The sequence below is a fragment of the Neobacillus niacini genome (assembly GCF_031457145.1).
GTDB lineage: Bacteria > Bacillota > Bacilli > Bacillales > Cytobacillaceae > Neobacillus > Neobacillus niacini_J.
In genome coordinates this window covers 408,749-430,661 of the sequence record NZ_JAVDVZ010000002.1, presented here as the reverse complement: position 1 = coordinate 430,661, position 21,913 = coordinate 408,749, and the positions used below count along the sequence as shown (strand labels likewise).

23 protein-coding genes and 1 other annotated feature are annotated in these 21,913 nt (G+C 37.5%); all 23 genes read left to right on the top strand.

Features of this window, described 5'->3' with window-relative positions:
• The 23 genes from mraY to J2Y03_RS06750 all read left to right on the top strand — a co-directional run bounded on the left by mraY (nt 1) and on the right by J2Y03_RS06750 (nt 21,852).
• Nucleotides 1-975: a phospho-N-acetylmuramoyl-pentapeptide-transferase gene (mraY, locus tag J2Y03_RS06860; RefSeq protein ID WP_132085925.1), complete on the top strand. Its 975-nt coding sequence runs from the start codon at nt 1-3 to the stop codon at nt 973-975.
• Nucleotides 976-2,328 carry a UDP-N-acetylmuramoyl-L-alanine--D-glutamate ligase gene (gene murD, locus J2Y03_RS06855; RefSeq protein ID WP_132085927.1) on the top strand — a complete coding sequence of 451 codons (1,353 nt, stop codon included), beginning with the start codon at nt 976-978 and terminating at the stop codon, nt 2,326-2,328.
• A gap of 53 nt (nt 2,329-2,381) precedes the next feature.
• Entirely contained in the window at nt 2,382-3,482 is a 1,101-nt protein-coding gene (gene spoVE / locus J2Y03_RS06850) for a stage V sporulation protein E (protein ID WP_310193018.1), read from the top strand.
• 155 nt (nt 3,483-3,637) lie between these two features.
• On the top strand, nt 3,638-4,741 hold the full coding sequence (gene murG, locus J2Y03_RS06845; protein ID WP_310192210.1) for an undecaprenyldiphospho-muramoylpentapeptide beta-N-acetylglucosaminyltransferase: 1,104 nt from the start codon (nt 3,638-3,640) through the stop codon (nt 4,739-4,741).
• 63 nt (nt 4,742-4,804) lie between these two features.
• Nucleotides 4,805-5,713, top strand: a complete 909-nt coding sequence (murB, locus tag J2Y03_RS06840) for a UDP-N-acetylmuramate dehydrogenase (RefSeq protein ID WP_132085931.1) — start codon at nt 4,805-4,807, stop codon at nt 5,711-5,713.
• A 190-nt stretch (nt 5,714-5,903) separates the two neighbouring features.
• The gene (locus J2Y03_RS06835) at nt 5,904-6,695 is read left to right on the top strand and encodes a cell division protein FtsQ/DivIB (protein ID WP_310192206.1); all 792 of its coding nucleotides are present in this window, start codon (nt 5,904-5,906) and stop codon (nt 6,693-6,695) included.
• Nucleotides 6,676-7,383, top strand: coding sequence for a DUF881 domain-containing protein (locus J2Y03_RS06830; protein WP_310193016.1), 708 nt, complete (start codon nt 6,676-6,678; stop codon nt 7,381-7,383). The genes J2Y03_RS06835 and J2Y03_RS06830 overlap by 20 nt, the downstream gene beginning before the upstream one ends.
• Before the next feature lie 51 nt (nt 7,384-7,434).
• Nucleotides 7,435-8,172 carry a DUF881 domain-containing protein gene (locus J2Y03_RS06825; protein WP_132085937.1) on the top strand — a complete coding sequence of 246 codons (738 nt, stop codon included), beginning with the start codon at nt 7,435-7,437 and terminating at the stop codon, nt 8,170-8,172.
• A complete protein-coding gene (locus J2Y03_RS06820) occupies nt 8,172-8,534 on the top strand; it encodes a small basic family protein (protein WP_132085939.1) in 363 nt (120 codons plus the stop codon). Before J2Y03_RS06825 ends, J2Y03_RS06820 begins: the two co-directional genes overlap by 1 nt.
• 129 nt (nt 8,535-8,663) lie before the next feature.
• Complete coding sequence (gene ftsA, locus J2Y03_RS06815; protein WP_310192202.1) at nt 8,664-9,959, top strand: cell division protein FtsA; 1,296 nt, start codon at nt 8,664-8,666, stop codon at nt 9,957-9,959.
• 42 nt (nt 9,960-10,001) lie between these two features.
• Nucleotides 10,002-11,138, top strand: a complete 1,137-nt coding sequence (ftsZ, locus tag J2Y03_RS06810; RefSeq protein ID WP_310192199.1) for a cell division protein FtsZ — start codon at nt 10,002-10,004, stop codon at nt 11,136-11,138.
• A 235-nt stretch (nt 11,139-11,373) separates the two neighbouring features.
• On the top strand, nt 11,374-12,312 hold the full coding sequence (spoIIGA, locus tag J2Y03_RS06805) for a sigma-E processing peptidase SpoIIGA (RefSeq protein ID WP_132085945.1): 939 nt from the start codon (nt 11,374-11,376) through the stop codon (nt 12,310-12,312).
• A gap of 45 nt (nt 12,313-12,357) precedes the next feature.
• On the top strand, nt 12,358-13,077 hold the full coding sequence (gene sigE, locus J2Y03_RS06800; protein WP_045515369.1) for an RNA polymerase sporulation sigma factor SigE: 720 nt from the start codon (nt 12,358-12,360) through the stop codon (nt 13,075-13,077).
• A gap of 172 nt (nt 13,078-13,249) precedes the next feature.
• A complete protein-coding gene (gene sigG, locus J2Y03_RS06795) occupies nt 13,250-14,029 on the top strand; it encodes an RNA polymerase sporulation sigma factor SigG (protein WP_132085947.1) in 780 nt (259 codons plus the stop codon).
• 99 nt (nt 14,030-14,128) lie between these two features.
• Nucleotides 14,129-14,398 carry a YlmC/YmxH family sporulation protein gene (locus tag J2Y03_RS06790; protein WP_132085949.1) on the top strand — a complete coding sequence of 90 codons (270 nt, stop codon included), beginning with the start codon at nt 14,129-14,131 and terminating at the stop codon, nt 14,396-14,398.
• Nucleotides 14,399-14,468: 70 nt separating this feature from the next.
• Entirely contained in the window at nt 14,469-15,293 is an 825-nt protein-coding gene (gene pgeF, locus J2Y03_RS06785) for a peptidoglycan editing factor PgeF (RefSeq protein WP_310192194.1), read from the top strand.
• Nucleotides 15,290-15,982: a YggS family pyridoxal phosphate-dependent enzyme gene (locus tag J2Y03_RS06780; protein ID WP_132085953.1), complete on the top strand. Its 693-nt coding sequence runs from the start codon at nt 15,290-15,292 to the stop codon at nt 15,980-15,982. The genes pgeF and J2Y03_RS06780 overlap by 4 nt, the downstream gene beginning before the upstream one ends.
• Nucleotides 15,979-16,413 carry a cell division protein SepF gene (locus J2Y03_RS06775; protein ID WP_310192190.1) on the top strand — a complete coding sequence of 145 codons (435 nt, stop codon included), beginning with the start codon at nt 15,979-15,981 and terminating at the stop codon, nt 16,411-16,413. Before J2Y03_RS06780 ends, J2Y03_RS06775 begins: the two co-directional genes overlap by 4 nt.
• A 6-nt stretch (nt 16,414-16,419) precedes the next feature.
• Complete coding sequence (locus tag J2Y03_RS06770) at nt 16,420-16,683, top strand: YggT family protein (RefSeq protein ID WP_132085957.1); 264 nt, start codon at nt 16,420-16,422, stop codon at nt 16,681-16,683.
• 29 nt (nt 16,684-16,712) lie between these two features.
• Entirely contained in the window at nt 16,713-17,486 is a 774-nt protein-coding gene (locus J2Y03_RS06765) for a YlmH family RNA-binding protein (protein WP_310192186.1), read from the top strand.
• 274 nt (nt 17,487-17,760) lie between these two features.
• A complete protein-coding gene (locus J2Y03_RS06760) occupies nt 17,761-18,276 on the top strand; it encodes a DivIVA domain-containing protein (protein WP_132085961.1) in 516 nt (171 codons plus the stop codon).
• Between the two features lie 50 nt (nt 18,277-18,326).
• Nucleotides 18,327-18,567: a binding site (T-box leader), on the top strand.
• A 71-nt stretch (nt 18,568-18,638) separates the two neighbouring features.
• Entirely contained in the window at nt 18,639-21,410 is a 2,772-nt protein-coding gene (ileS, locus tag J2Y03_RS06755) for an isoleucine--tRNA ligase (protein WP_310192180.1), read from the top strand.
• Nucleotides 21,411-21,555: 145 nt separating this feature from the next.
• Nucleotides 21,556-21,852: a hypothetical protein gene (locus tag J2Y03_RS06750; protein WP_132085965.1), complete on the top strand. Its 297-nt coding sequence runs from the start codon at nt 21,556-21,558 to the stop codon at nt 21,850-21,852.
• The last annotated feature ends 61 nt before the right edge of the window (nt 21,853-21,913 follow it).

Sequence of the window (21,913 nt, the reverse complement as noted above, 5' to 3'; positions counted from 1 at the left end):
ATGCTGGAGCAAGTTATTTTTTTCACAATATTAATGGGATTTCTGATCACAGTCCTACTTTCTCCGATTTTTATTCCCTTCTTACGAAGGTTGAAATTTGGACAAAGCATTCGGGAGGAAGGCCCCAAATCCCATCAAGTAAAAACAGGTACACCAACGATGGGTGGAGTGATGATTTTATTTTCAATTATTATTACTACTCTAGTCATGACAGGGAAGTTTTCTGAACCAACTGTTAAAACTTATTTACTTATTCTAGTGACTTTTGGCTTTGGATTACTTGGATTTTTAGATGACTTTATTAAGGTTGCCTTGAAGCGTAATTTAGGATTAACCTCAAAGCAAAAGTTGTTAGGGCAAATTATTATTTCAGTAATTTTCTATCTTATTTATAAACAAAATGGATTTCCCACGGAAATCTCAGTACCTGGTACTGATTTCTCCCTTGAATTAGGCTGGTTTTTTGTGTTTTTCATTGTATTTTGGCTGGTAGGATTCTCAAATGCAGTCAATTTGACAGATGGTCTGGACGGTTTAGTTTCGGGGACAGCTGCCATTGCTTTTGGCGCGTATGCAGTCCTAGCGTGGAATCAATCGCAGATGGAAGTGGCTATCTTTTCAGTTGCAGTAGCTGGTGCAGTCTTAGGCTTCCTCGTTTTTAACGCCCATCCTGCAAAAGTATTTATGGGTGATACCGGATCACTAGCTCTTGGCGGAGCGATTGCGACCATTGCTATCCTAACCAAGTTAGAGTTATTGTTAGTTATTATTGGCGGCGTATTTGTTATTGAAACACTATCGGTTATTCTACAGGTTATCTCGTTTAAAACTACTGGTAAACGAATATTCCGAATGAGTCCGCTTCATCACCATTATGAGCTGCTAGGCTGGTCGGAATGGAAGGTTGTTGTAACTTTTTGGAGTGTTGGTTTACTATTAGCAATTCTAGGTATCTATATTGAGGTGTGGTTATAAATGAAGCAGATTGAAACGTATCTTCATAAGAAAATTCTAGTCCTTGGTCTGGCAAAAAGCGGGGTTACAGCTGCAGCGCTTTTACATAAGCTTGGTGCGTTTGTGACGGTAAATGATAAAAAACCATTATCAGAAAATCCAGAGGCTCGAGGGTTATTAGAGCAGGGGATAAAGGTCATTTGTGGTGAACATCCTGTAGAACTTCTGGATGAAGGTTTCGAACTTATTGTTAAAAATCCAGGAATTCCTTACCAAAATCCAATTGTTGAGGGTGCTCTTGAGAAGGGAATCCCTGTATTAACAGAGGTGGAGCTTGCCTATCAAATTTCCGAAGCACCTTTCATAGGGATAACAGGAACAAATGGGAAAACGACCACGACTACACTTATCTTTGAAATGTTGAATGAAGGCAAGAAGAATCCATTAATTGCTGGTAATATTGGAACAGTGGCATCAGGAGTTGCTCAGGAGGCAACTGCAGAAAATAATATTGTTATCGAATTATCATCCTTTCAATTAATGGGTATAGACACCTTTAACCCTAAGATAGCAATTATTACAAATCTATATGATGCCCATTTGGATTATCATGGAACCAGAGATGAGTATTTTAAAGCAAAAGCAAATATCACCAAAAATCAATCTAAAGGGGATTACTTTATTTTCAATGCAGACCAGGAGGAAGTCCTTGAAATTGCTAAACATTCTCAAGCTGCGACTATTCCTTTTTCAACAAAACGTGTCCTTAATGAAGGGGCTTATATTAGCGAAGGGTATATTTGTTTTAACGGCGAGAGAGTAATGTTAGTAGACGAAATTGCCCTTCCTGGGGTCCATAATCTTGAAAATATCTTATCCGCCATGGCTGCGGCAAAGCTAACAGGTGTTAGTAATGAAGCCATTCAGACAGTTCTTAGAACGTTTACCGGAGTAAAACACCGGCTTCAATATGTTGCAGAAATAGCTGAAAGAAAGTTTTATAATGATTCAAAGGCAACAAATATTCTAGCAACCATTAATGCATTACAGGCTTTTAAGACTCCCATCATCCTGATGGCAGGGGGGCTTGACCGTGGAAATGAGTTTGATGAATTACTACCATATTTGAAAAATGTGAAAGCATTAATTACCTTTGGTCAAACTTCCTCTAAAATTGAGCGGGTCGGTGTAGAAGCAGGAATAAAACAAATTAACACTGTCGATAATGTTGAAAAGGCCGTGCCTGTTGCTTTTGGATATTCAGAACCAGGCGATGTGATTTTGTTATCTCCTGCATGTGCAAGCTGGGATCAATATAAAACTTTTGAAGTCAGGGGAGACATTTTTATCGAAGCGGTGCATAAGCTTAAGTAAGGGTTGTCCAAGGAAAAGCGGAGGCCCTAAACTTGCTACTCGAGGTGTTTGGTGTGCCGACAAAGAGAACTACTCCTGATTTTATATTATTAATTGTAACATTTACTCTATTGGCAGTAGGGCTAATTATGGTTTATAGTGCTAGTGCAGTATGGGCAGAATTTAAATTTGATGACTCCTTCTTCTTTGCAAAAAGACAAACGCTTTTTGCTGGTGTAGGAATCGCGGCTATGTTTTTTATTATGAATATTAATTATTGGACATGGAGAGAGTGGTCAAAGGTTATATTAATTGTCTGCTTTGTATTATTAATCCTTGTACTCATCCCTGGGGTCGGTAATGTTCGAAATGGCTCTCGAAGCTGGATTGGAGTTGGTGCTTTTTCCGTTCAGCCGTCAGAGTTTATGAAGCTCGCAATGATCGCCTTTTTAGCCAAGTTTCTTTCTGAAAGGCAGAAATTGATAACCTCCTTTAGACAAGGACTAATTCCATCATTAGGTCTTGCTTTTGTAGCTTTTGCTTTAATTATGCTCCAACCTGATTTAGGGACCGGTACAGTAATGATTGGAACCTGTGTCGTTATGATATTTATTGCTGGTGCAAGGGTTGGACATTTTGCTTTTTTAGGATTATTAGGCATAGCTGGATTTGTGGGCTTAGTTGCTTCAGCACCGTATAGGATGAAAAGAATAACTTCTTTTTTAGACCCATGGCAAGACCCATTAAACAGTGGATTTCAAATTATCCAATCACTTTATGCGATTGGTCCTGGTGGTCTCTTCGGACTGGGTCTCGGTGAAAGCAGGCAGAAGTTTTTTTACTTGCCTGAACCACAAACAGACTTTATATTTGCAATTTTGTCTGAAGAACTAGGATTTATTGGCGGCTCCTTCATATTACTTTTATTTGCTCTGCTATTATGGAGGGGAATACGCATTGCCTTAGGGGCACCGGATTTATATGGAAGCTTTCTGGCAGTAGGCATAATTTCTATGGTTGCCATTCAAGTTATGATTAACGTCGGTGTTGTAACTGGTTTAATGCCTGTTACCGGAATCACCCTTCCGTTCCTAAGCTATGGTGGATCTTCACTAACATTAATGTTGATGGCTATAGGTGTCCTTTTAAATATAAGCCGTTATTCTAGATATTAAATTACCCTGTTGAGAGGCAGGGTTCTTTTTATTTATATGCTTTGTTTGTTTACAATTAGATAACATTCTTTTATCAATCATTAACTTCTGTTAATTTTATAGTAAGATAGGATAGGAAATTAACTTAAAGCAATCTTTTAATTTGGGGTGGACATATGAAGATAGTAGTAAGTGGCGGAGGGACTGGCGGCCATATTTATCCAGCTCTTGCCCTAATAAGGGAAATACAAAAAGAAAACAAAGACGCGCAAGTTTTATACATAGGGACAAAGAATGGTTTGGAAAGTACTCTTGTACCAAGAGAGGAGATTCCATTTAAAGCAATCCATATTACTGGGTTTAAAAGAAAATTATCCTTGGATAATATCAAAACGGTGTTAAGATTTTTAAAAGGTGTTAGGGACAGCAAAAGAATGTTAAAAGAATTCCAGCCTGATATTGTTATTGGCACAGGTGGTTATGTCTGTGGACCTGTTGTCTATGCAGCGTCAAAATTAAATATCCCAACGATTGTTCACGAGCAGAATAGCGTTCCAGGGTTAACTAACAAATTCTTAAGTAGATATGTGAACAAGGTTGCTATATGTTTTGAAGAAGCTAGAGAACATTTTCCAAATGAGAAGGTGGAGTTTACCGGAAATCCACGGGCTTCTGAAGTAATGGGTAAAGATGGAATCAGAGGAAGACTATCTGCAGGATTAAGTACTACCATGCCGGCGGTACTAATTTTCGGTGGAAGCCGCGGTGCTAGACCGATAAATGACGCAGTTGTTAAAGCACTTTCTGAATTTGCCGATAAGCCATATCAGGTACTATACATCACTGGTGATGTACATTTTAAGGATGTGCAAAACGAAGTGGAATTAATCGGGAATCCGAAAAACGTAGTGATTAAGCCCTTTATTCATAACATGCCAGAGATTTTGGCGGGCATAGATTTAGTTGTCTCAAGAGCTGGTGCAACTACATTGGCTGAAATTACCTCATTGGGAATTCCGAGTATTCTCATTCCAAGCCCGTATGTTACAAATAATCATCAAGAAAAAAATGCTAGGTCACTTAGTGACCACGGTGCTGCAGAATTACTCCTCGAAAAAGATTTGAATAGCAAAAGTCTTATTCAGCATATAGACAAAATTATTTTAGATGATGAAAACCTAAGGATGATGAAAATAAAAGCAAAAAAGTTAGGGGTACCTGACTCCGCACATCGACTTTATAAACTTATGAAACAGCTAATAAAAGGAAAACAAAAGTAGCCCAAAAAGGATTTTAGCATAAACTAAAACTATACGTTTGTTTTGAAAGATAGGGTGATAGGAATGGACGGATTATTAACTGAAATTCAAGAATTAAATGTTGGCAAAGTGAAACGGAATGAACTGTTATCACAGCATACGACAATGAAAATTGGAGGTCCTGCTGACCTTTTGATTGAACCATCATCTTTGGAAAACATTCAAAGGGTAATGAACTTTATTAAAGACCGCCAACTCCCATGGAGGGCTATTGGCAGGGGGTCAAATCTTCTCGTCTCTGATAAGGGGATTGAAGGAGTAGTCATTAAATTAGGCTCTGGGTTAGACCATTTATCCATAAATGAATCTACTATTACGGTTGGAGGTGGTCATTCCTTAGTAAGCTTATCTACCTTGATATCGAAGAAAGGGTTGTCCGGCCTTGAATTTGCAAGTGGTATCCCCGGTTCAGTTGGCGGCGCAGTCTATATGAATGCAGGGGCACATGGGTCTGATATTAGTAAGATTTTAACAAAGGCTCACATCCTGTTTGAAAATGGGGAGATTGAATGGTTGTCTAGGGATGAAATGGAGTTCACCTATAGAACCTCTGTCCTTCAAAAGAAACGCCCTGGGATCGTTTTAGAAGCAGAATTCATATTAACAAAGGGTGATAGGGCTGCCATTGTTTCCCAAATGCAAAAAAACAAGGATTACCGCAAAGAAACACAACCTTGGAATTTTCCATGTGCAGGAAGTATCTTTCGGAACCCGCTGCCTCATTATGCCGGTAAATTGATAGAAGACGCTGGATTAAAAGGGTACCAAATTGGCGGAGCAAAAATATCGGAAATGCACGGGAATTTCATTGTAAATGCTGGTAATGCAAAAGCTAAGGATGTGCTTGATTTAATTCAATATATAAAAGATACGATTCAGAATCTGTATGGAATCAAAATGGAAACCGAGGTAGAAATTGTTGGGCGACAGTAAATAAATTGTCGTACTAATTACAAATTTTGTGTTATAATTACACATTATAAATATGGAAAAAAACTGAGAAAATGAATGACGGCATGACTTTTCGTGCCGTTGTTTTCGCTTTTTAGGCAGGAGAAGCGGGTAGTAGTTCATAGGTTTTCTTTAGGACATGCTAAGCGTTATTCTTAATGGAGGGAAGTGTATGGATAAAGGTAAGATTGTTGCACTTGAGGATCGAATTCCGAAGCTGAAAGAGCAAAGAAGGCGTAAAGCTAACAGAAGGCTGATATTTCTACTGTTCTTGTTCTTTACCATGATTGCCGTTGTCGCTTATGTACAGTCACCATTAAGTCATGTGAAAAAGGTTACCGTTAATGGAAATGAATTACTGTCAACAAATGAAGTGATTAAAACCTCTACTATCTCCACGAAAACAAACATTTGGAGTGTAAGGAAAAATATCGCTGCTAAAAACCTAGAAAAGATGAATGTGATAAAGAAAGCGGAAGTAAAAATTAAATGGCCCAATACGGTAATGATTGAAATTGAAGAACGAAATAAAATTGCATATATTAAATCAGATAAATCCTATTATCCAGTTCTGGAAAACGGAAAGGTCCTAAAGGATAGAGAAGTGGCAGAAATACCAGTAAATGCACCTATTCTTTTTAAATTTAAAGAAGGTACGGTCCTTAAAGAAATGGTCTCTGCACTAGAAGAACTTCCTGATGAAGTCCGAAATGCTATTTCGGAAGTACACCATACACCAAAAAAAGCGGACGAATTTCATATTTCGTTATTCATGAATGATGGTTTTGAAGTAAGCGCCACATTACGAAGCTTTTCTGAAAAAATGATTCATTATCCTTCGATCATAAGCCAATTAGATCCTAACATAAAGGGAATTATTGATTTAGAGGTAGGCTCGTTTTTTAAGGCCTATGAATTGGAAGCGGAGGAAACGAAAATTGAGAATGATAAAGGTGAAGGGTAAGCATGTTATTTTATCCCTAGTCTGCCTTGTTCTGGGGTTTATGATAGCTTTTTCCTATCATTTTACTCAAAAAGAATTAAATCAAAATAACACAAACCTAACAAGTAAACAATGGGAAAAAACCATAGACCTTAGAAATCAGCTGATTGAAACGGAGGAATTAAATCGAAAGCTGCAGAAGGAATTAAATCAGAAGCAAGATAAGGTATTTGAAAACGAAAAAGACCTATCAAAAGTAGCAGAGGTTTATTCTACCTTAGCTGAAGATGCGGAAAAATACCGAATGTTTTTAGGAAAAGTTAAAGTAAAGGGTCAAGGTGTAATGGTCCAGCTCTCAGATGGTGACTACGATCCAGAAGAAGAAAATATTAATAACTATCTCGTCCATGAATACCATGTATTTAAAGTTATTAATGAGCTTTACATCTCTGGTGCAGCTGCTATCGCAATTAATGGTCAAAGATTAACAAGCCAGTCTTATATTATATGTAACGGACCCGTAATTACTGTTGATGGCATTCAACATCCAGCACCTTTTGTTATTACAGCTATTGGTGACCCTGAAGTATTAACTTCTGCCCTAAACCTAACCGGTGGTGTGAAAGATCAACTCGTTAATGACAATATTGTCTTTACCCTAGAAAAAAAGAACGAAATCATTCTAAATCCAATTTTAGGAAAATCATAAGGTAAGTGAATATGTCCACGTAAAATGATAATAAAAGGTAAGGTGAAAAAAGTGGACAAGCATAAAAAAAATATTAGTTTTATTGCTGTCTCTGTCGTAATTGGTTTTATGATTGCTATCCAATTTCAAACAGTAAAAGAACCTGTTGAACGTGATACGCGTGATTTATGGCAACTACGGGAGGCGTTGCTTCAAGAGAAAGAATTACAGTCTGAGTTATTGAGTGAAATTCGTTCCATTGAAGAAACTTTACAAGCCTATGAATCAAAACAGAAACAGAGTAAGGAACAGGCATTACTTGACACCATTCAAGAATTGAAGATTGAGGCGGGAATGACAGAAATACAAGGTCCTGGTTTAACTTTGAGGATTGAGCCTATACTTGAGGAAATCCAAATTGGCTTACCGATAGCAAGTAGTCTATCACCTGAACTCCTAAAAAGATTATTGAATGAGTTGAATATGTATAACGCCAAATACGTATCTGTTGATAAACAGCGTATCATCAACACTACTGTAATTAGAGATATCAACAATGAAACAAAAATTGATGGTCACGCGTTGACGAATTTACCAATTGAGGTAAAGGTTGCTGTTGATAATATAGAAACCGCAGAGAAGTTATATAATCAGATGAAAGCTTCGAAGGCAACGGAAGAATTTTTCATCGAAAATCTCAAGCTAACTATTTCGGATCCAAATCCAGAAATAACGATTCCCGCTTATGATAATTCAATCCAGGTTCGGTATTTAGAGTCATTGAAGGCGAATGAAGGAGGGAATACATAATGTGGCTTCCGTTGTTAGGGTTGATTGTGGGTATATTTCTTGGTCTTTTAACTGATATTAGGATTCCTGAAGAGTATTCTAATTATCTATCAATTGCAGTTTTGGCAGCTCTTGATACATTATTTGGCGGAATCAGGGCCCATCTGCAAAATATATATGATGAAAAAGTATTTGTTTCTGGATTCTTTTTTAATATTTTGCTCGCTGCAAGTTTAGCTTTTCTAGGCGTTCATCTTGGTGTAGACTTGTATTTAGCAGCTGTTTTTGCCTTTGGTGTTCGCTTATTTCAAAATATTGCCGTAATAAGACGAATATTATTGACAAAATGGTCAACAAACAAAGAAAAATTAGAAAAAAATTGATTTTATTTAAAGGGAATTATTTAGTTGTGACGAATAATTTTATAAGATATAGGTATTTACTTTTTATCAATATATCTTGTGATGAATAATTGTTGTTCGACTGAAGGAATGCTAAGGAGGTGCCAAAGAATGAACAGCAATGAAATATATGTAAGTCTTGACATCGGTACATCCAGTGTAAAGGTAATCATTGGTGAAATTGTCAACGACTCGATTAATATTATTGGTGTTGGAAACGTTAAGTCTGAAGGATTACGTAAAGGTTCTATCATTGACATCAATGATACCGTTCATTCTATTAAACGGGCAATTGAAGAAGCTGAGAGAATGATTGGAATGGAAATACGACAAGTGATTGTTGGAATATCTGGCAATCAGGTTGCTCTGGAACCTTGTCGTGGAATTGTAGGAGTTTCCAGTCAGAATCGTGAAATTACTAATGAAGATGTTAGACGTGTTATAGAAGAGGCCCAAGTGGTATCTATCTCTCAAGATAGAGAAATTATTGGCGTTATACGAAAACAATTTATCCTTGATGGTAAGGATGAAATTAATAACCCATGTGGGATGATAGGTGTCCGTTTGGAAGTGGAAGGTACACTTATTACAGGTTCTAATGCTATTATTACGAATACATTGCGATGTGTCGAACGTGCTGGTTTAGAAATTACCGACATTATTCTACAGCCGCTTGCAGCAGGAGAATATGCCCTGTCAAAGGATGAAAAAAACTTAGGGGTTGCGTTAATCGACTTAGGCGGTGGATCAACAACCATTGCTTATTTTGAACAAGGATTCTTGGAAGCAACTAGTGTGATACCAGTAGGCGGAGATCTTATTACAAATGACCTTTCCAAGGTATTACACACTTCTACCGAGGATGCTGAAAAAATAAAAGTAAAATATGGACATGCTTATTATGATGATGCTTCTGAAGATGAATTCTTCAGTGTTCCAATTATCGGAAGTGATCAGCATCAACAATTTAATCAACTATATGTGTCCGAAATAATAGAAGCTCGAATGGAAGAAATCTTTGAATTGATTGCTCATGAATTGAAACGCTTAGGTATAGATGATTTACCTGGAGGATTTGTCTTTACAGGTGGTACTGCAAATATGCAGGGGGTATTAGAATTAGCTCAATCGATTTTCCAAAGTCCAGTTCGCAAAGCCGTTCCTAATTATATTGGAGTAAGAGAACCTCAATATACAACTGCGGTTGGTTTAATTAAATATGCTTACAAGAATGCTAGATTACCAGGTGGGACCTTCGTCGCTTCAGCACCTGTATCTGAACCAATCGAGAAGAAAGTTCAAAAACAACAACAACAACAACAACAACCAAAGGCAAAAGTAGAAAAACATCCGGAAGATAAGATGTCATCAAAAGTAAAAAAATTCCTTGGTCTCTTTTTCGAATAGGCAAATACGAAAAAGAATATCGACGAATTAGGAGGATTTGTCATGTTAGAGTTTGATACAAATTTAGATTCTCTTGCAACAATAAAAGTAATTGGGGTTGGCGGCGGAGGAAACAACGCAGTAAATCGAATGATCGAACATGGTGTTCAAGGGGTAGAATTTATAGCGGTAAATACCGATGCACAAGCACTAAATCTTTCAAAGGCAGAAGTGAAAATGCAAATTGGTTCAAAATTGACGAGAGGTCTCGGAGCCGGTGCTAATCCTGAAGTTGGTAAGAAAGCTGCAGAAGAGAGTAAAGAGCAATTAGAAGATGCTTTACGCGGAGCGGATATGGTGTTTGTAACGGCAGGTATGGGCGGCGGAACAGGTACAGGTGCTGCACCTGTTATTGCTCAAATTGCCAGGGACTTAGGTGCCTTAACGGTTGGGGTAGTAACTCGTCCATTTACTTTTGAAGGTAAAAAGCGTTCAAACCAAGCTGCTGGTGGAATTGGTGCTATGAAAGAAGCAGTCGATACGCTCATTGTTATTCCGAATGATCGCCTACTTGAAATTGTAGATAAAAGTACTCCAATGCTCGAAGCATTCCGTGAGGCGGACAATGTACTTCGCCAAGGTGTTCAGGGTATTTCAGACTTGATTGCAGTTCCTGGTCTCATCAACTTAGACTTTGCTGATGTGAAAACCATTATGTCAAACAAAGGATCTGCACTAATGGGAATTGGTATGGCAACGGGTGAAAATCGTGCTACCGAGGCTGCTAAGAAAGCAATTAGCTCTCCATTGTTAGAGACTTCTATTGATGGTGCACAAGGGGTTCTAATGAATATCACAGGCGGCAGTAACTTGAGCTTATATGAGGTACAAGAAGCTGCTGATATTGTGGCAACAGCATCTGATCAAGAAGTAAACATGATTTTTGGATCTGTCATTAATGAAAATCATAAGGATGAAATTATTGTTACCGTTATTGCAACTGGCTTTAATGAAGAAGTCGTTCAACCTAAGGCTACTCGTCCAACATTTGGTCAAGCAAAGCCACAATTGAATACGGTTAAGAGAGAGTCAAAACGCGAAGAAGTTCCACAAGAACCTGTTCGTAATACCAGCAATGGTTCACAAGAGGAAACACTAGATATTCCTACTTTCTTACGAAACAGAAATCGTAGAAAATAACTCTGTAAAAGGCATGGTCCAAAAGGATCATGCCTTTTTTGTTTAAAAGAAATTAGACAAAATACGTTGTTTATAGTGAAAATTTCTGTCTTTTTGATTACATAAAGTGACAGACTTCAGCCCATCAAGTAGGTTATACTTTTCCCTAAACAGAATAATAGAAATGATTGGTACACCCTTATGTACAGTCCATAAAGCTACTAATTTGCTGGAGACATTAAAAGGGGGAAGATGGTTGTCTGTTTATTTAGATGTTATTTGGGCTCTTAATCTGTTATTTGATAGCCTTCTCCTGTATCTATCAGCCATATTTCTAAAAAGACGAATTCGGATATGGAGGTTATTAGCGGGCGGTTTTATTGGTTCATTAATCATATTATTTTCGTTTACACCATTACATACCTATTCCAATCATCCGATATCAAAGCTTCTTTTTTCGGTCGTAATGGTTTTGACTGTATTTGGTTTTAAACGATTCTCTTTTTTCATAAAGGCATTAATGACCCTTTATGTAACAACATTTCTTATTGGAGGAGCATTAATTGGAGTCCATTATTTTGTTCAATTTGATGCTGAAATGTCAACAAAAGTATTGATTGCAAACGTTACTGGATTTGGTGACCCGATTAGCTGGCTTTTTGTATTGCTAGGTTTTCCAATTGCTTGGCATTTCTCAAAAAGCAATATTGAAAGTATGGAAATGACCAAAATTCAATTTGATCAGATAGTTAATGTTACTCTAAAAATAAATGGTGAATCATTGACATTTAAAGGTCTTATTGACAGTGGAAATCAGCTTTATGACCCATTATCCAAACTTCCAGTTATGTTTGTCTCAATTAAGAATATGGTAGAAGGTATGAGCGAACCGATTCAAAAAATGGCGACTGATCCAGAAGCTCTGATTCTTGGAAATGAAGAGTTTCCGCTTGAATGGCAGAATAGACTAAGGATTGTTCCTTGTCGGGTGGTAGGACAAGAGCATCAGCTCATCGTGGCTGTTAAGCCTGACTCCATTGTGTTTGATAGAAAGGGAGAGAGGTACTTATGCGAAAAGGGTCTTGTATCGTTTACTATGCAGCAATTATCAGCAGATGATACCTTTCAATGCATTGTTCATCCAAAGATGCTCACTGGACCAAAACAGCATGACGATTCGGTGAAAGTAAGCTAATTATACTATACTCGCAAAAATCATATTTTAGAAGGAGGTACTTGCATGAAAAAATGGAGACTTCGCCTATCCTACTACTGGTATAAGATCCTAATAAAATTAGGAATTAAAAGCGATGAAGTTTATTATATTGGCGGCAGCGAAGCCTTGCCGCCTCCTTTAAGTAAGGATGAGGAAGAGCTGTTATTAAATAAGCTTCCTGGTGGTGATAAGGCAGCAAGATCGATTTTAATCGAACGTAATCTAAGACTTGTTGTCTACATCGCGAGAAAATTTGAAAATACCGGGATTAATATTGAGGATTTAATCAGTATTGGAACCATTGGCTTGATAAAAGCAGTCAATACTTTTAATCCTGAGAAAAAAATTAAGCTGGCTACATATGCATCTAGGTGCATTGAAAATGAAATCCTTATGTATTTGCGAAGAAACAATAAAATACGGTCTGAAGTTTCGTTTGATGAGCCATTAAATATTGATTGGGATGGAAACGAATTATTATTGTCAGATGTTTTAGGAACAGATGATGATATTATAACGAAGGATTTAGAAGCGAATGTCGATAGAAAGCTATTGACTAAGGCATTGCACCAATTAACAGATAGAGAAAAACAAATCATGGAACTACGCTTTGGTTTGACAAATGGAGAAGAAAAAACCCAGAAAGATGTAGCTGATATGCTTGGAATATCACAATCATACATTTCTCGACTAGAAAAAAGAATAATTAAAAGATTACGAAAAGAATTTAATAAAATGGTGTAATGTTTTTTTAAAAAAAGAAATTTTTTACACCGTAAAGACCTTAGGGAGTAAAGATTTATAAGCAATTTCTGACAATTTTGTGTCAATTCCTGCATAAGTACAAGTGCATATTTTTCCTGCTCAAGGAAATACTGTTTTTTGTACAGCAACTCCTATGAGGAGGGAAAAGGGATTGACTCGAAATAAAGTTGAAATTTGTGGCGTAGATACATCAAAACTTCCTGTATTAAAAAATGAAGAAATGAGATTACTCTTCAGGCAAATGCAAGAGGGCGATATTACAGCACGAGAAAAACTCGTCAACGGAAATTTACGACTTGTACTAAGTGTCATTCAGCGGTTTAACAATCGCGGCGAGTTTGTTGATGATTTGTTTCAGGTTGGCTGTATTGGGCTTATGAAATCGATTGATAACTTTGATTTAGGTCAAAACGTAAAGTTTTCCACTTATGCCGTACCAATGATTATTGGCGAAATACGCAGGTACTTGCGCGATAACAATCCTATTCGCGTTTCGAGGTCCTTAAGAGATATCGCTTATAAGGCACTTCAAGTAAGGGAACGATTAATGAGTGAAACTTCACGGGAACCAACTGCTGAAGAGATTGCAAAAGTATTAGAAGTCCCTCATGAAGAAATAGTATTTGCATTAGATGCTATCCAAGACCCAGTGTCATTGTTTGAACCTATTTATAATGATGGCGGGGACCCTATTTATGTGGTGGACCAATTAAGCGATGAACGAAGCAAAGATATCCATTGGATTGAAGAAATCGCCTTAAAAGAAGGTATGCGGAGATTAAATGAACGTGAAAAATTAATTCTAAGAAAACGATTCTTCCAAGGTAAAACGCAAATGGAAGTAGCCGATGAAATTGGAATTTCCCAAGCACAGGTATCACGTTTAGAAAAAGCAGCCATCAAACAAATGAATAAAAATATTCAAAGCTAAAGCTGTCCCTTATGGGCAGCTTTATTTTTATTATTTACAGATAAAATGGTGAAACAAATCATATAGTTTCATTAGGATAAAATAGTAGGAGTGAGATAAATGGTGAAAATTTCTGAATTTCAGATTAAAGATGTTGTAAATGTGTCCGATGGTAAAAAGCTCGGAAATATTGGTGATATTGAAATCAACCTCACTACAGGTAAAATTGAAGCTGTTATTGTTACCGGTAATGGGAAAGTTTTGGGCTTTTTTGGGCGGGAAGAGGACATTGTTATACCATGGAAAAATATAATAAAAATTGGTCAAGATGTAATCTTGGTAAGATTCAAAGCATTGGAGGGAAAAACAACGGAAGAAATGGAAGTATAGAAAGCTTTATATCAACGGTGACCATTTAAAGGATTCATGGTAAACTAGAAAAAAACAAATGAGGTTAAATATGGAGCCCTTTGTATATGATAATCAATCGTATTTTTCAATTAAAAATTGGATGAAGCAGCATCCTGGGCTGGTTGCTGGCATTACAACAAAAAAAGGCGGCAGCAGCACAGGAGTTTATGAAAACCTAAACCTCGGCTTTCATGTTGGAGATCAATTTGATGCTGTTTGTTCGAATAGGAACCAGGTCGCGAGTCTTCTTCAATTTCCAGTTCAGCACTGGGTAGGTGCAGAACAGACCCATGATACGCTAATTAGAAGAATTTCCAGGACTGACCGCGGTAAAGGGGCAGATTCCTATGATCATGCCTTTAAGGAGACAGATGGCTTTTATACAAATGAAGAGGGGGTTTTACTAACTCTTTGCTACGCAGATTGTGTCCCTCTTTTTTTTATTTCTCCTAAACACAAGATGATTGGTACTGCGCATGCTGGCTGGAAGGGAACTGTAAATGAAATTGCGCGTAAAATGATTGAGCAATGGCAAAGGGAAGGAATCGCTCCTAATCAAATTTTTGCAGCAATAGGCCCTTCTATTTGTGAAAAATGTTATATTGTTAATGATTATGTAATTAACTTTGTAGAAAATATACTAGTAGATGTCGAAGAAAAACCATATAATTTAATTAGTGTCGGTCAATATACATTAGACTTGAAAAAAATGAATCAATTGATTCTTCTTAAGGCTGGGGTGCCTGAAAAGAATATACATATTTCGAAGCTATGCTCTAGTTGTGACGAATCTGAATTTTTTTCTCACCGCCGGGACCAAGGACAAACAGGCAGAATGTTAAGTTATATAGGCTGGAAGGAGACCTCCGAATGAAGGTAGCAGATAATCTCATACATATTAAACAGCATATTAGTCAAGCGTGCCAGAAGGTTAATCGGTCTCCTGATGAAGTGAAACTGATTGCCGTTACCAAATATGTCAGTACAGAAAGAGCCAAGGAGGCGCTTACAGCTGGTATAGTAAATTTAGGTGAAAATCGAGATGAAGGGCTTTTAGCTAAGTGGGAAGAACTAGGGGACAAGCCACTATGGCATTTTATCGGAACACTGCAAACTCGTAAAGTTAAAAATATTATTGATAAGGTAGAGTATATACACTCCTTGGATCGAATTTCGCTTGCCGAGGAAATTAATAAACGTGCAGGGAAAAAAATAAAGTGCCTCGTCCAAGTGAATGTCTCACAGGAAGAGTCGAAACATGGTTTAGCTCCTGAATATGTAGTAGACTTTATCAAAGATTTACGCCCTTATGAGAATATTAGTATTGAAGGATTAATGACTATGGCTCCATTAACGGATGATGAAGAGCAGCTTAGAAATTGTTTTCGGACATTAAATGAGCTCCGCCAACAAATAAGGAATTTTAACCTAGATTATGCCCCTTGTACTGAGCTTTCTATGGGGATGTCTAACGATTTCGAGATTGCCATTGAAGAGGGCGCAACCATGATAAGAATTGGGACTGCACTTGTCGGTGAGGCTGGTGAGGAGGAAAAGAGATGACGATTAAATCCAAATTAAAAACATTTTTCTTTTTAGATGATGACTATGATGATAATAATCAGGATGAATATGAAAAGGTTGAACCCATAAAGCCTCAAAAACAGCCGTCAAAACCTCAAAATATTGTAAGTTTGCAGAGCGTACAAAAAGCAGCTAAGGTAATTTTAGTAGAACCTAGAGTATATGCTGAAGCCCAGGATATTACCGACCATTTAAAAAACCGACGTGCGGTTGTCGTAAATCTTCAACGTATTGGTCACGAAGAAGGCAAGCAAATTGTAGATTTTTTAAGTGGAGCAGTATATGCATTAAACGGAGACATTCAAAAAATAGGCTCAAGCATCTTTTTATGTACTCCTGATAACGTTGAGATTTCTGGCAATATTTCAGAATTAGTTAAGGAACAAGAATATCAAGACACGAGGTGGTAAATAGAAATGGATATGATTTTTAACGTTTTGGTCCAATTACTTGGAATCTATAAGTGGATGCTTATCATTTACATCCTTTTATCATGGTTCCCGAATATGAGAGACTCACAAATCGGAGTGATTCTTGGTAAGTTATGTGAACCATTTCTAGAACCTTTTAGAAAAATCATTCCACCAATAGGTATGATGGATCTTTCTCCATTAGCAGCATTCTTGGTTTTATCTTTTGCCCCTAATGGGTTAAGAGTTTTAGAGAACTTAATTTCTTAATTTTGCCTGTTGGTCCTAAGGAGTTAAACATGAATATTTATCAGCATTTTCGCCCAGAGGAACGGGAGTTTATTGACCAAGTAGTATCTTGGAAGGATTATGTGGAATCGAGTTATTCACCTAAATTAACCGATTTCCTTGACCCAAGAGAGCAGCATATTTTAAAGGTTTTAATTGGTGAGCATGGGAGTGTAAAGTATCAGCTTTTTGGTGGAATTTCTGAAAGTGAAAGAAAAAGGGCATTAATCATGCCTGATTATTTTGTACCTACTGAGAACGAATTTCAAATTAATCTTTTTGAAATCGATTATCCTATTAAATTTCTTTCTATCGAACATCCCCAAGTGTTAGGTTCACTTATGTCATTAGGATTAAAACGTGGAAAATTTGGTGACATCCTGATGAAAGATGGACGAGTTCAATTTATCACTGCAACAGAAATCAGTGACTACATTAAAATTAATTTGGAATCGATTGGCAGGGCGTCAATACGCTTAAAAGAGTTAGCACTTGAAGAGGCAATTAAAACGGATGAATTATGGATGGAACAAGACATCACCGTTTCTTCCTTACGGCTTGATACGATTATTTCTGGTATTCATCATATATCCAGGCAAAAATCTCAGCTTTATATTCAACAAGGACTGGTAAAGGTGAATTGGACTTCAATTGAAAATCATTCATTTGAATGTGCAGAAGGTGACTTGTTGTCAGTAAGAGGCTTTGGCAGAGTGAAGATTTTGTCAATTGAAGGAAGAACAAAAAAGGATAAATGGCGAATAGTTGCCGGAAAGCAAAAATAAATTTATTAGTTTAGCAGGAATTTCAAAAACTTTGTCGAATTTTTGCTTATACATAGGCTCTTTTCTTATACTTTGTTGCTTTTAGAACAAAATTTAATGATTGTGCTAAGTTTCCGCAGAAAATAGAATAAATTTAATAAGAAAAGAGCTGCAAACTAAATTCTAAAGCGCAAAATAACTATTTCCACGTTAAAATCGGCTTTCGGATTTTAACAACAATCATTACGAAAACAGCTATACATACATTAGAAGAAAGATACTTGGAGGTGGCATCATGCCGTTAACGCCGTTAGATATTCACAATAAAGAATTTAATAAAGGTTTTCGTGGTTACGATGAAGACGAGGTAAATGAATTTTTAGACCAAGTCATTAAGGATTATGAATTAGTCCTTCGTGAAAAGAAGGAAATGGAAGAGCGTTTAAATGAGATGAAGGACCGTCTTGGTCATTTTGTGAATATTGAAGAAACGCTAAACAAGTCAATTATTATCGCACAAGAAGCTGGTGAAGATGTAAAACGAAATGCACAAAAGGAAGCTAAGCTTATTATAAAGGAAGCAGAAAAGAATGCTGACCGGATTGTAAATGAGTCCCTTTCAAAAGCTAGAAAAATTGCTCTTGAAATCGAAGATCTGAAGAAACAATCAAAAGTATTCCGTACTCGTTTCAAAATGTTGATCGAAGCTCAGCTTGATATGTTAAATACAGATGATTGGGATCATCTATTAGAGTATGAAGTTGACGCAACTGAACTAAAGATTCACGAAGAAGAGGATTCTTTAGCTTGACGAATTGGCATTATTTCGCATATAATTTCTTAATAGATTATAAAGAATGTTAAATGACAATGACAGGGACAGTACAATTTTTCAAAACTTTTGTTAGCGAGCCGGGGGATGGTGGAAGCCTGGTAAAGGAGAGGAATTGGAAGATCACCCTTGAGTCCCAGACTGAAACTCTTTTCTGAAGAAGAGTAAGTTGTGGCGGGTTATTCACGTTACGAATCTTCAAGAGGATAGTACCTATTTGTACTATCTATCAGGGTGGTACCGCGGGAATAAAACCTTCTCGTCCCTTTTATGGGATGAGAGGGTTTTTTTATTTGTCTATTGGCTATTCTGTTTATGATGAGTGTACAGGAGGAATAAAAATGGAGTATAAAGATACGTTATTAATGCCAAAAACTGAATTTCCTATGCGTGGCAATCTTCCACAAAGAGAGCCTGAAATGCAGGCTAAGTGGGAAGAAATGAATATTTACAAAAAGGTTCAGGAGCGTACTGCTGGGCGTCCAATATTTGTGCTTCATGATGGCCCTCCATATGCCAATGGAGATATTCATATGGGTCACGCCCTCAACAAAGTATTAAAAGACATGATTGTTCGCTTTAAATCAATGAGCGGCTTTAATGCACCATATGTTCCAGGCTGGGATACACATGGTTTGCCAATTGAGCAGGCGTTAACGAATAAGGGAGTAAAACGGAAAGAGATGACGGTAGCAGAATTCCGTCAGCTTTGTACAAAATATGCCCTTGAACAAGTAAGCAATCAGCGTGAACAATTTAAACGCATTGGTGTTCGTGGTGATTGGGAAAATCCGTATATTACACTAAAGCCAGAATATGAGGCGCAGCAGATTAAAGTCTTTGGGGAAATGGCGAAAAAAGGCTATATCTATAAAGGTCTTAAGCCTGTATATTGGTCCCCTTCAAGTGAATCAGCTCTTGCTGAAGCTGAAATTGAATATCAAGATAAAAAATCACCTTCTATTTATGTGGGCTTTAAAGTTAAGGATGGAAAAGGTGTTCTTGATACAGATGTCCAAATTGTCATCTGGACGACAACACCTTGGACAATTCCAGCTAACTTAGGAATTTCCGTTCACCCAGACCTAACCTATGTAGTGGTTGAAGCGAATAGCAATAAATATTTAGTGGCGGAAGCTCTTCTAGAAGCAGTAACGAAGGAAATAGGCTGGGAAGATGCTGCTGTTGTTCAAAAGGTAAAAGGAAATGAATTAGAGAATATCCTTGCCGCACACCCATTATATGATCGTGACTCCTTAGTAATGCTAGGTGAACATGTCACAACGGACGCTGGAACAGGCTGCGTTCATACAGCTCCGGGACACGGGGAGGATGACTTCCATGTTGGTCAAAAGTATGGACTTGAAGTACTTTGCCCTGTGGATGATAAAGGTGTAATGACAAGTGAAGCTCCAGGTTTCGAAGGATTATTTTACGAAACTGCAAACAAGCCAATTGGAGAAGCATTAGAAGAGGCAGGAGCTCTCTTAAAGCTATCGTTTATCACTCACTCCTATCCGCATGATTGGAGAACAAAAAAGCCTGTAATCTTCCGAGCTACAGCACAATGGTTCGCATCGATTAAAGACTTCCGTGATGACCTGCTCGAAGCTGTAAAAGAAACAAAGTGGGTACCAGCATGGGGTGAAACACGACTATTTAATATGGTTCGTGATCGCGGCGATTGGTGTATTTCCCGCCAGCGTGTATGGGGAGTTCCAATCCCAGTGTTCTATGCTGAAAATGGTGAGGAAATCATTACGGATGAAACGATTGAACATGTTTCAGGTTTATTCCGTGAATACGGTTCAAATATCTGGTTTGAGCGTGAAGCGAAGGATCTTTTACCAGAAGGCTTCACACATCCAGGCAGTCCGAATGGATTATTTACAAAAGAAACAGATATCATGGATGTTTGGTTCGATTCTGGTTCTTCACATCAAGCGGTTCTCTTAGAAAGAGAAGACTTAGTTCGACCAGCAGATCTTTATCTAGAAGGTTCAGACCAATATCGCGGCTGGTTTAACTCTTCGTTATCGACTGCGGTAGCTGTGACTGGGAAAGCGCCTTACAAAGGAGTATTAAGTCATGGATTTGCCTTAGATGGTGATGGCAGAAAGATGAGTAAATCATTAGGAAATGTTGTTGTTCCTGAGAAAGTCATGAAACAATTAGGAGCAGATATTCTAAGGCTTTGGGTTGCTTCGGTTGATTATCAGGCAGATGTTCGTGTTTCTGATGCTATTTTGAAACAGGTTGCAGAGGTGTATCGAAAAATCCGTAACACCTTCCGTTTCTTACTTGGTAACTTATCCGACTTCAATCCTGCCAGTGATAGGGTTTCATATGAAAACCTTCGTGAAGTGGATCAATTTATGCTTGTAAAATTAAATAAGCTAATCAAATATTCTTTAAATGCCTATGAAAATTACGAGTTCGCTGGAATTTACCATGCGGTTAATAATTTCTGTACCCTTGATTTAAGTGCGTTCTATCTTGATTTTGCTAAGGATGTTCTTTATATCGAGTCAGTTAATGACCATGAACGACGTGCCATCCAAACAGTTCTTTACGATTCATTAGTTGCATTAACAAAGTTAGTTACTCCAATTCTTCCTCATACTGCAGACGAGGTTTGGAAATTCATTCCTGCTGTTACAGAAGAAAGCGCACAACTTACCGATATGCCTGAATATCAGGAGCTTGATAATGCAAAAGCTTTGGAAGAAAAATGGACTGCATTCATGAAGCTGCGCGATGATGTATTAAAGGCACTTGAAGAAGCTAGAAATCAAAAGGTTATTGGTAAATCTTTAACGGCTAAGGTTTCTTTATATGTGAATGAAAATACGAAAGACTTGTTAAACTCCATTCACGAGAATGTGCAACAGCTATTTATCATCTCAGCATTTGAAGTTGCAGGAAGTTATCATCAAGCACCTGAAAATGCAATGAAGTTAGATACGGCTGCTATTGTTGTTACCAAAGCGGAAGGCGAAACCTGTGAACGCTGCTGGGTAGTGACTCCTGAAGTCGGTCAAGACAGTGAGCACCCAACACTTTGCCCACGCTGTGCAGAAGTAGTTAAAGGAAACTATTCACACTTAGCATAAAAGTAAAGCCCCATGATTCATTCATGGGGTTTTTCATTTTTTATCCTATTCCGTTAATTGTTGTAGTTGATGTCAAATGTTTTTCCGTGTCAGTCTATGATTACGCGGAGATAATATAAGAAATGACTTTAACGGAGGTTACACTATGAATGCAATGCAGCAACAGCTTTTTTTGGAACTCCGTAAAACACAATTAGAGATTTTAAAATCATTAAAAAATAAGCAGGATAACGAGTGGATGGTCCCCATATTAAAGGATGAACTTGCAGATATAACATCTGCTATTCAAAAGCTAGAGGATGGGAATTTCGGACATTGTGAAACGTCAGGTGAACCTTTACCCGAAGATCTGTTGAAGATGATGCCAACGATAAAATCCTCAAAGGATTCCGAAAATTTGGAGCACTATTATCGAAAACCAATTATTTCCGACCTTTTTTAACCTTCCATTGTTGTTTCTTTCAAGATTATGCTAAAATGCTAAGGGTAAAGTCAACGCGTGA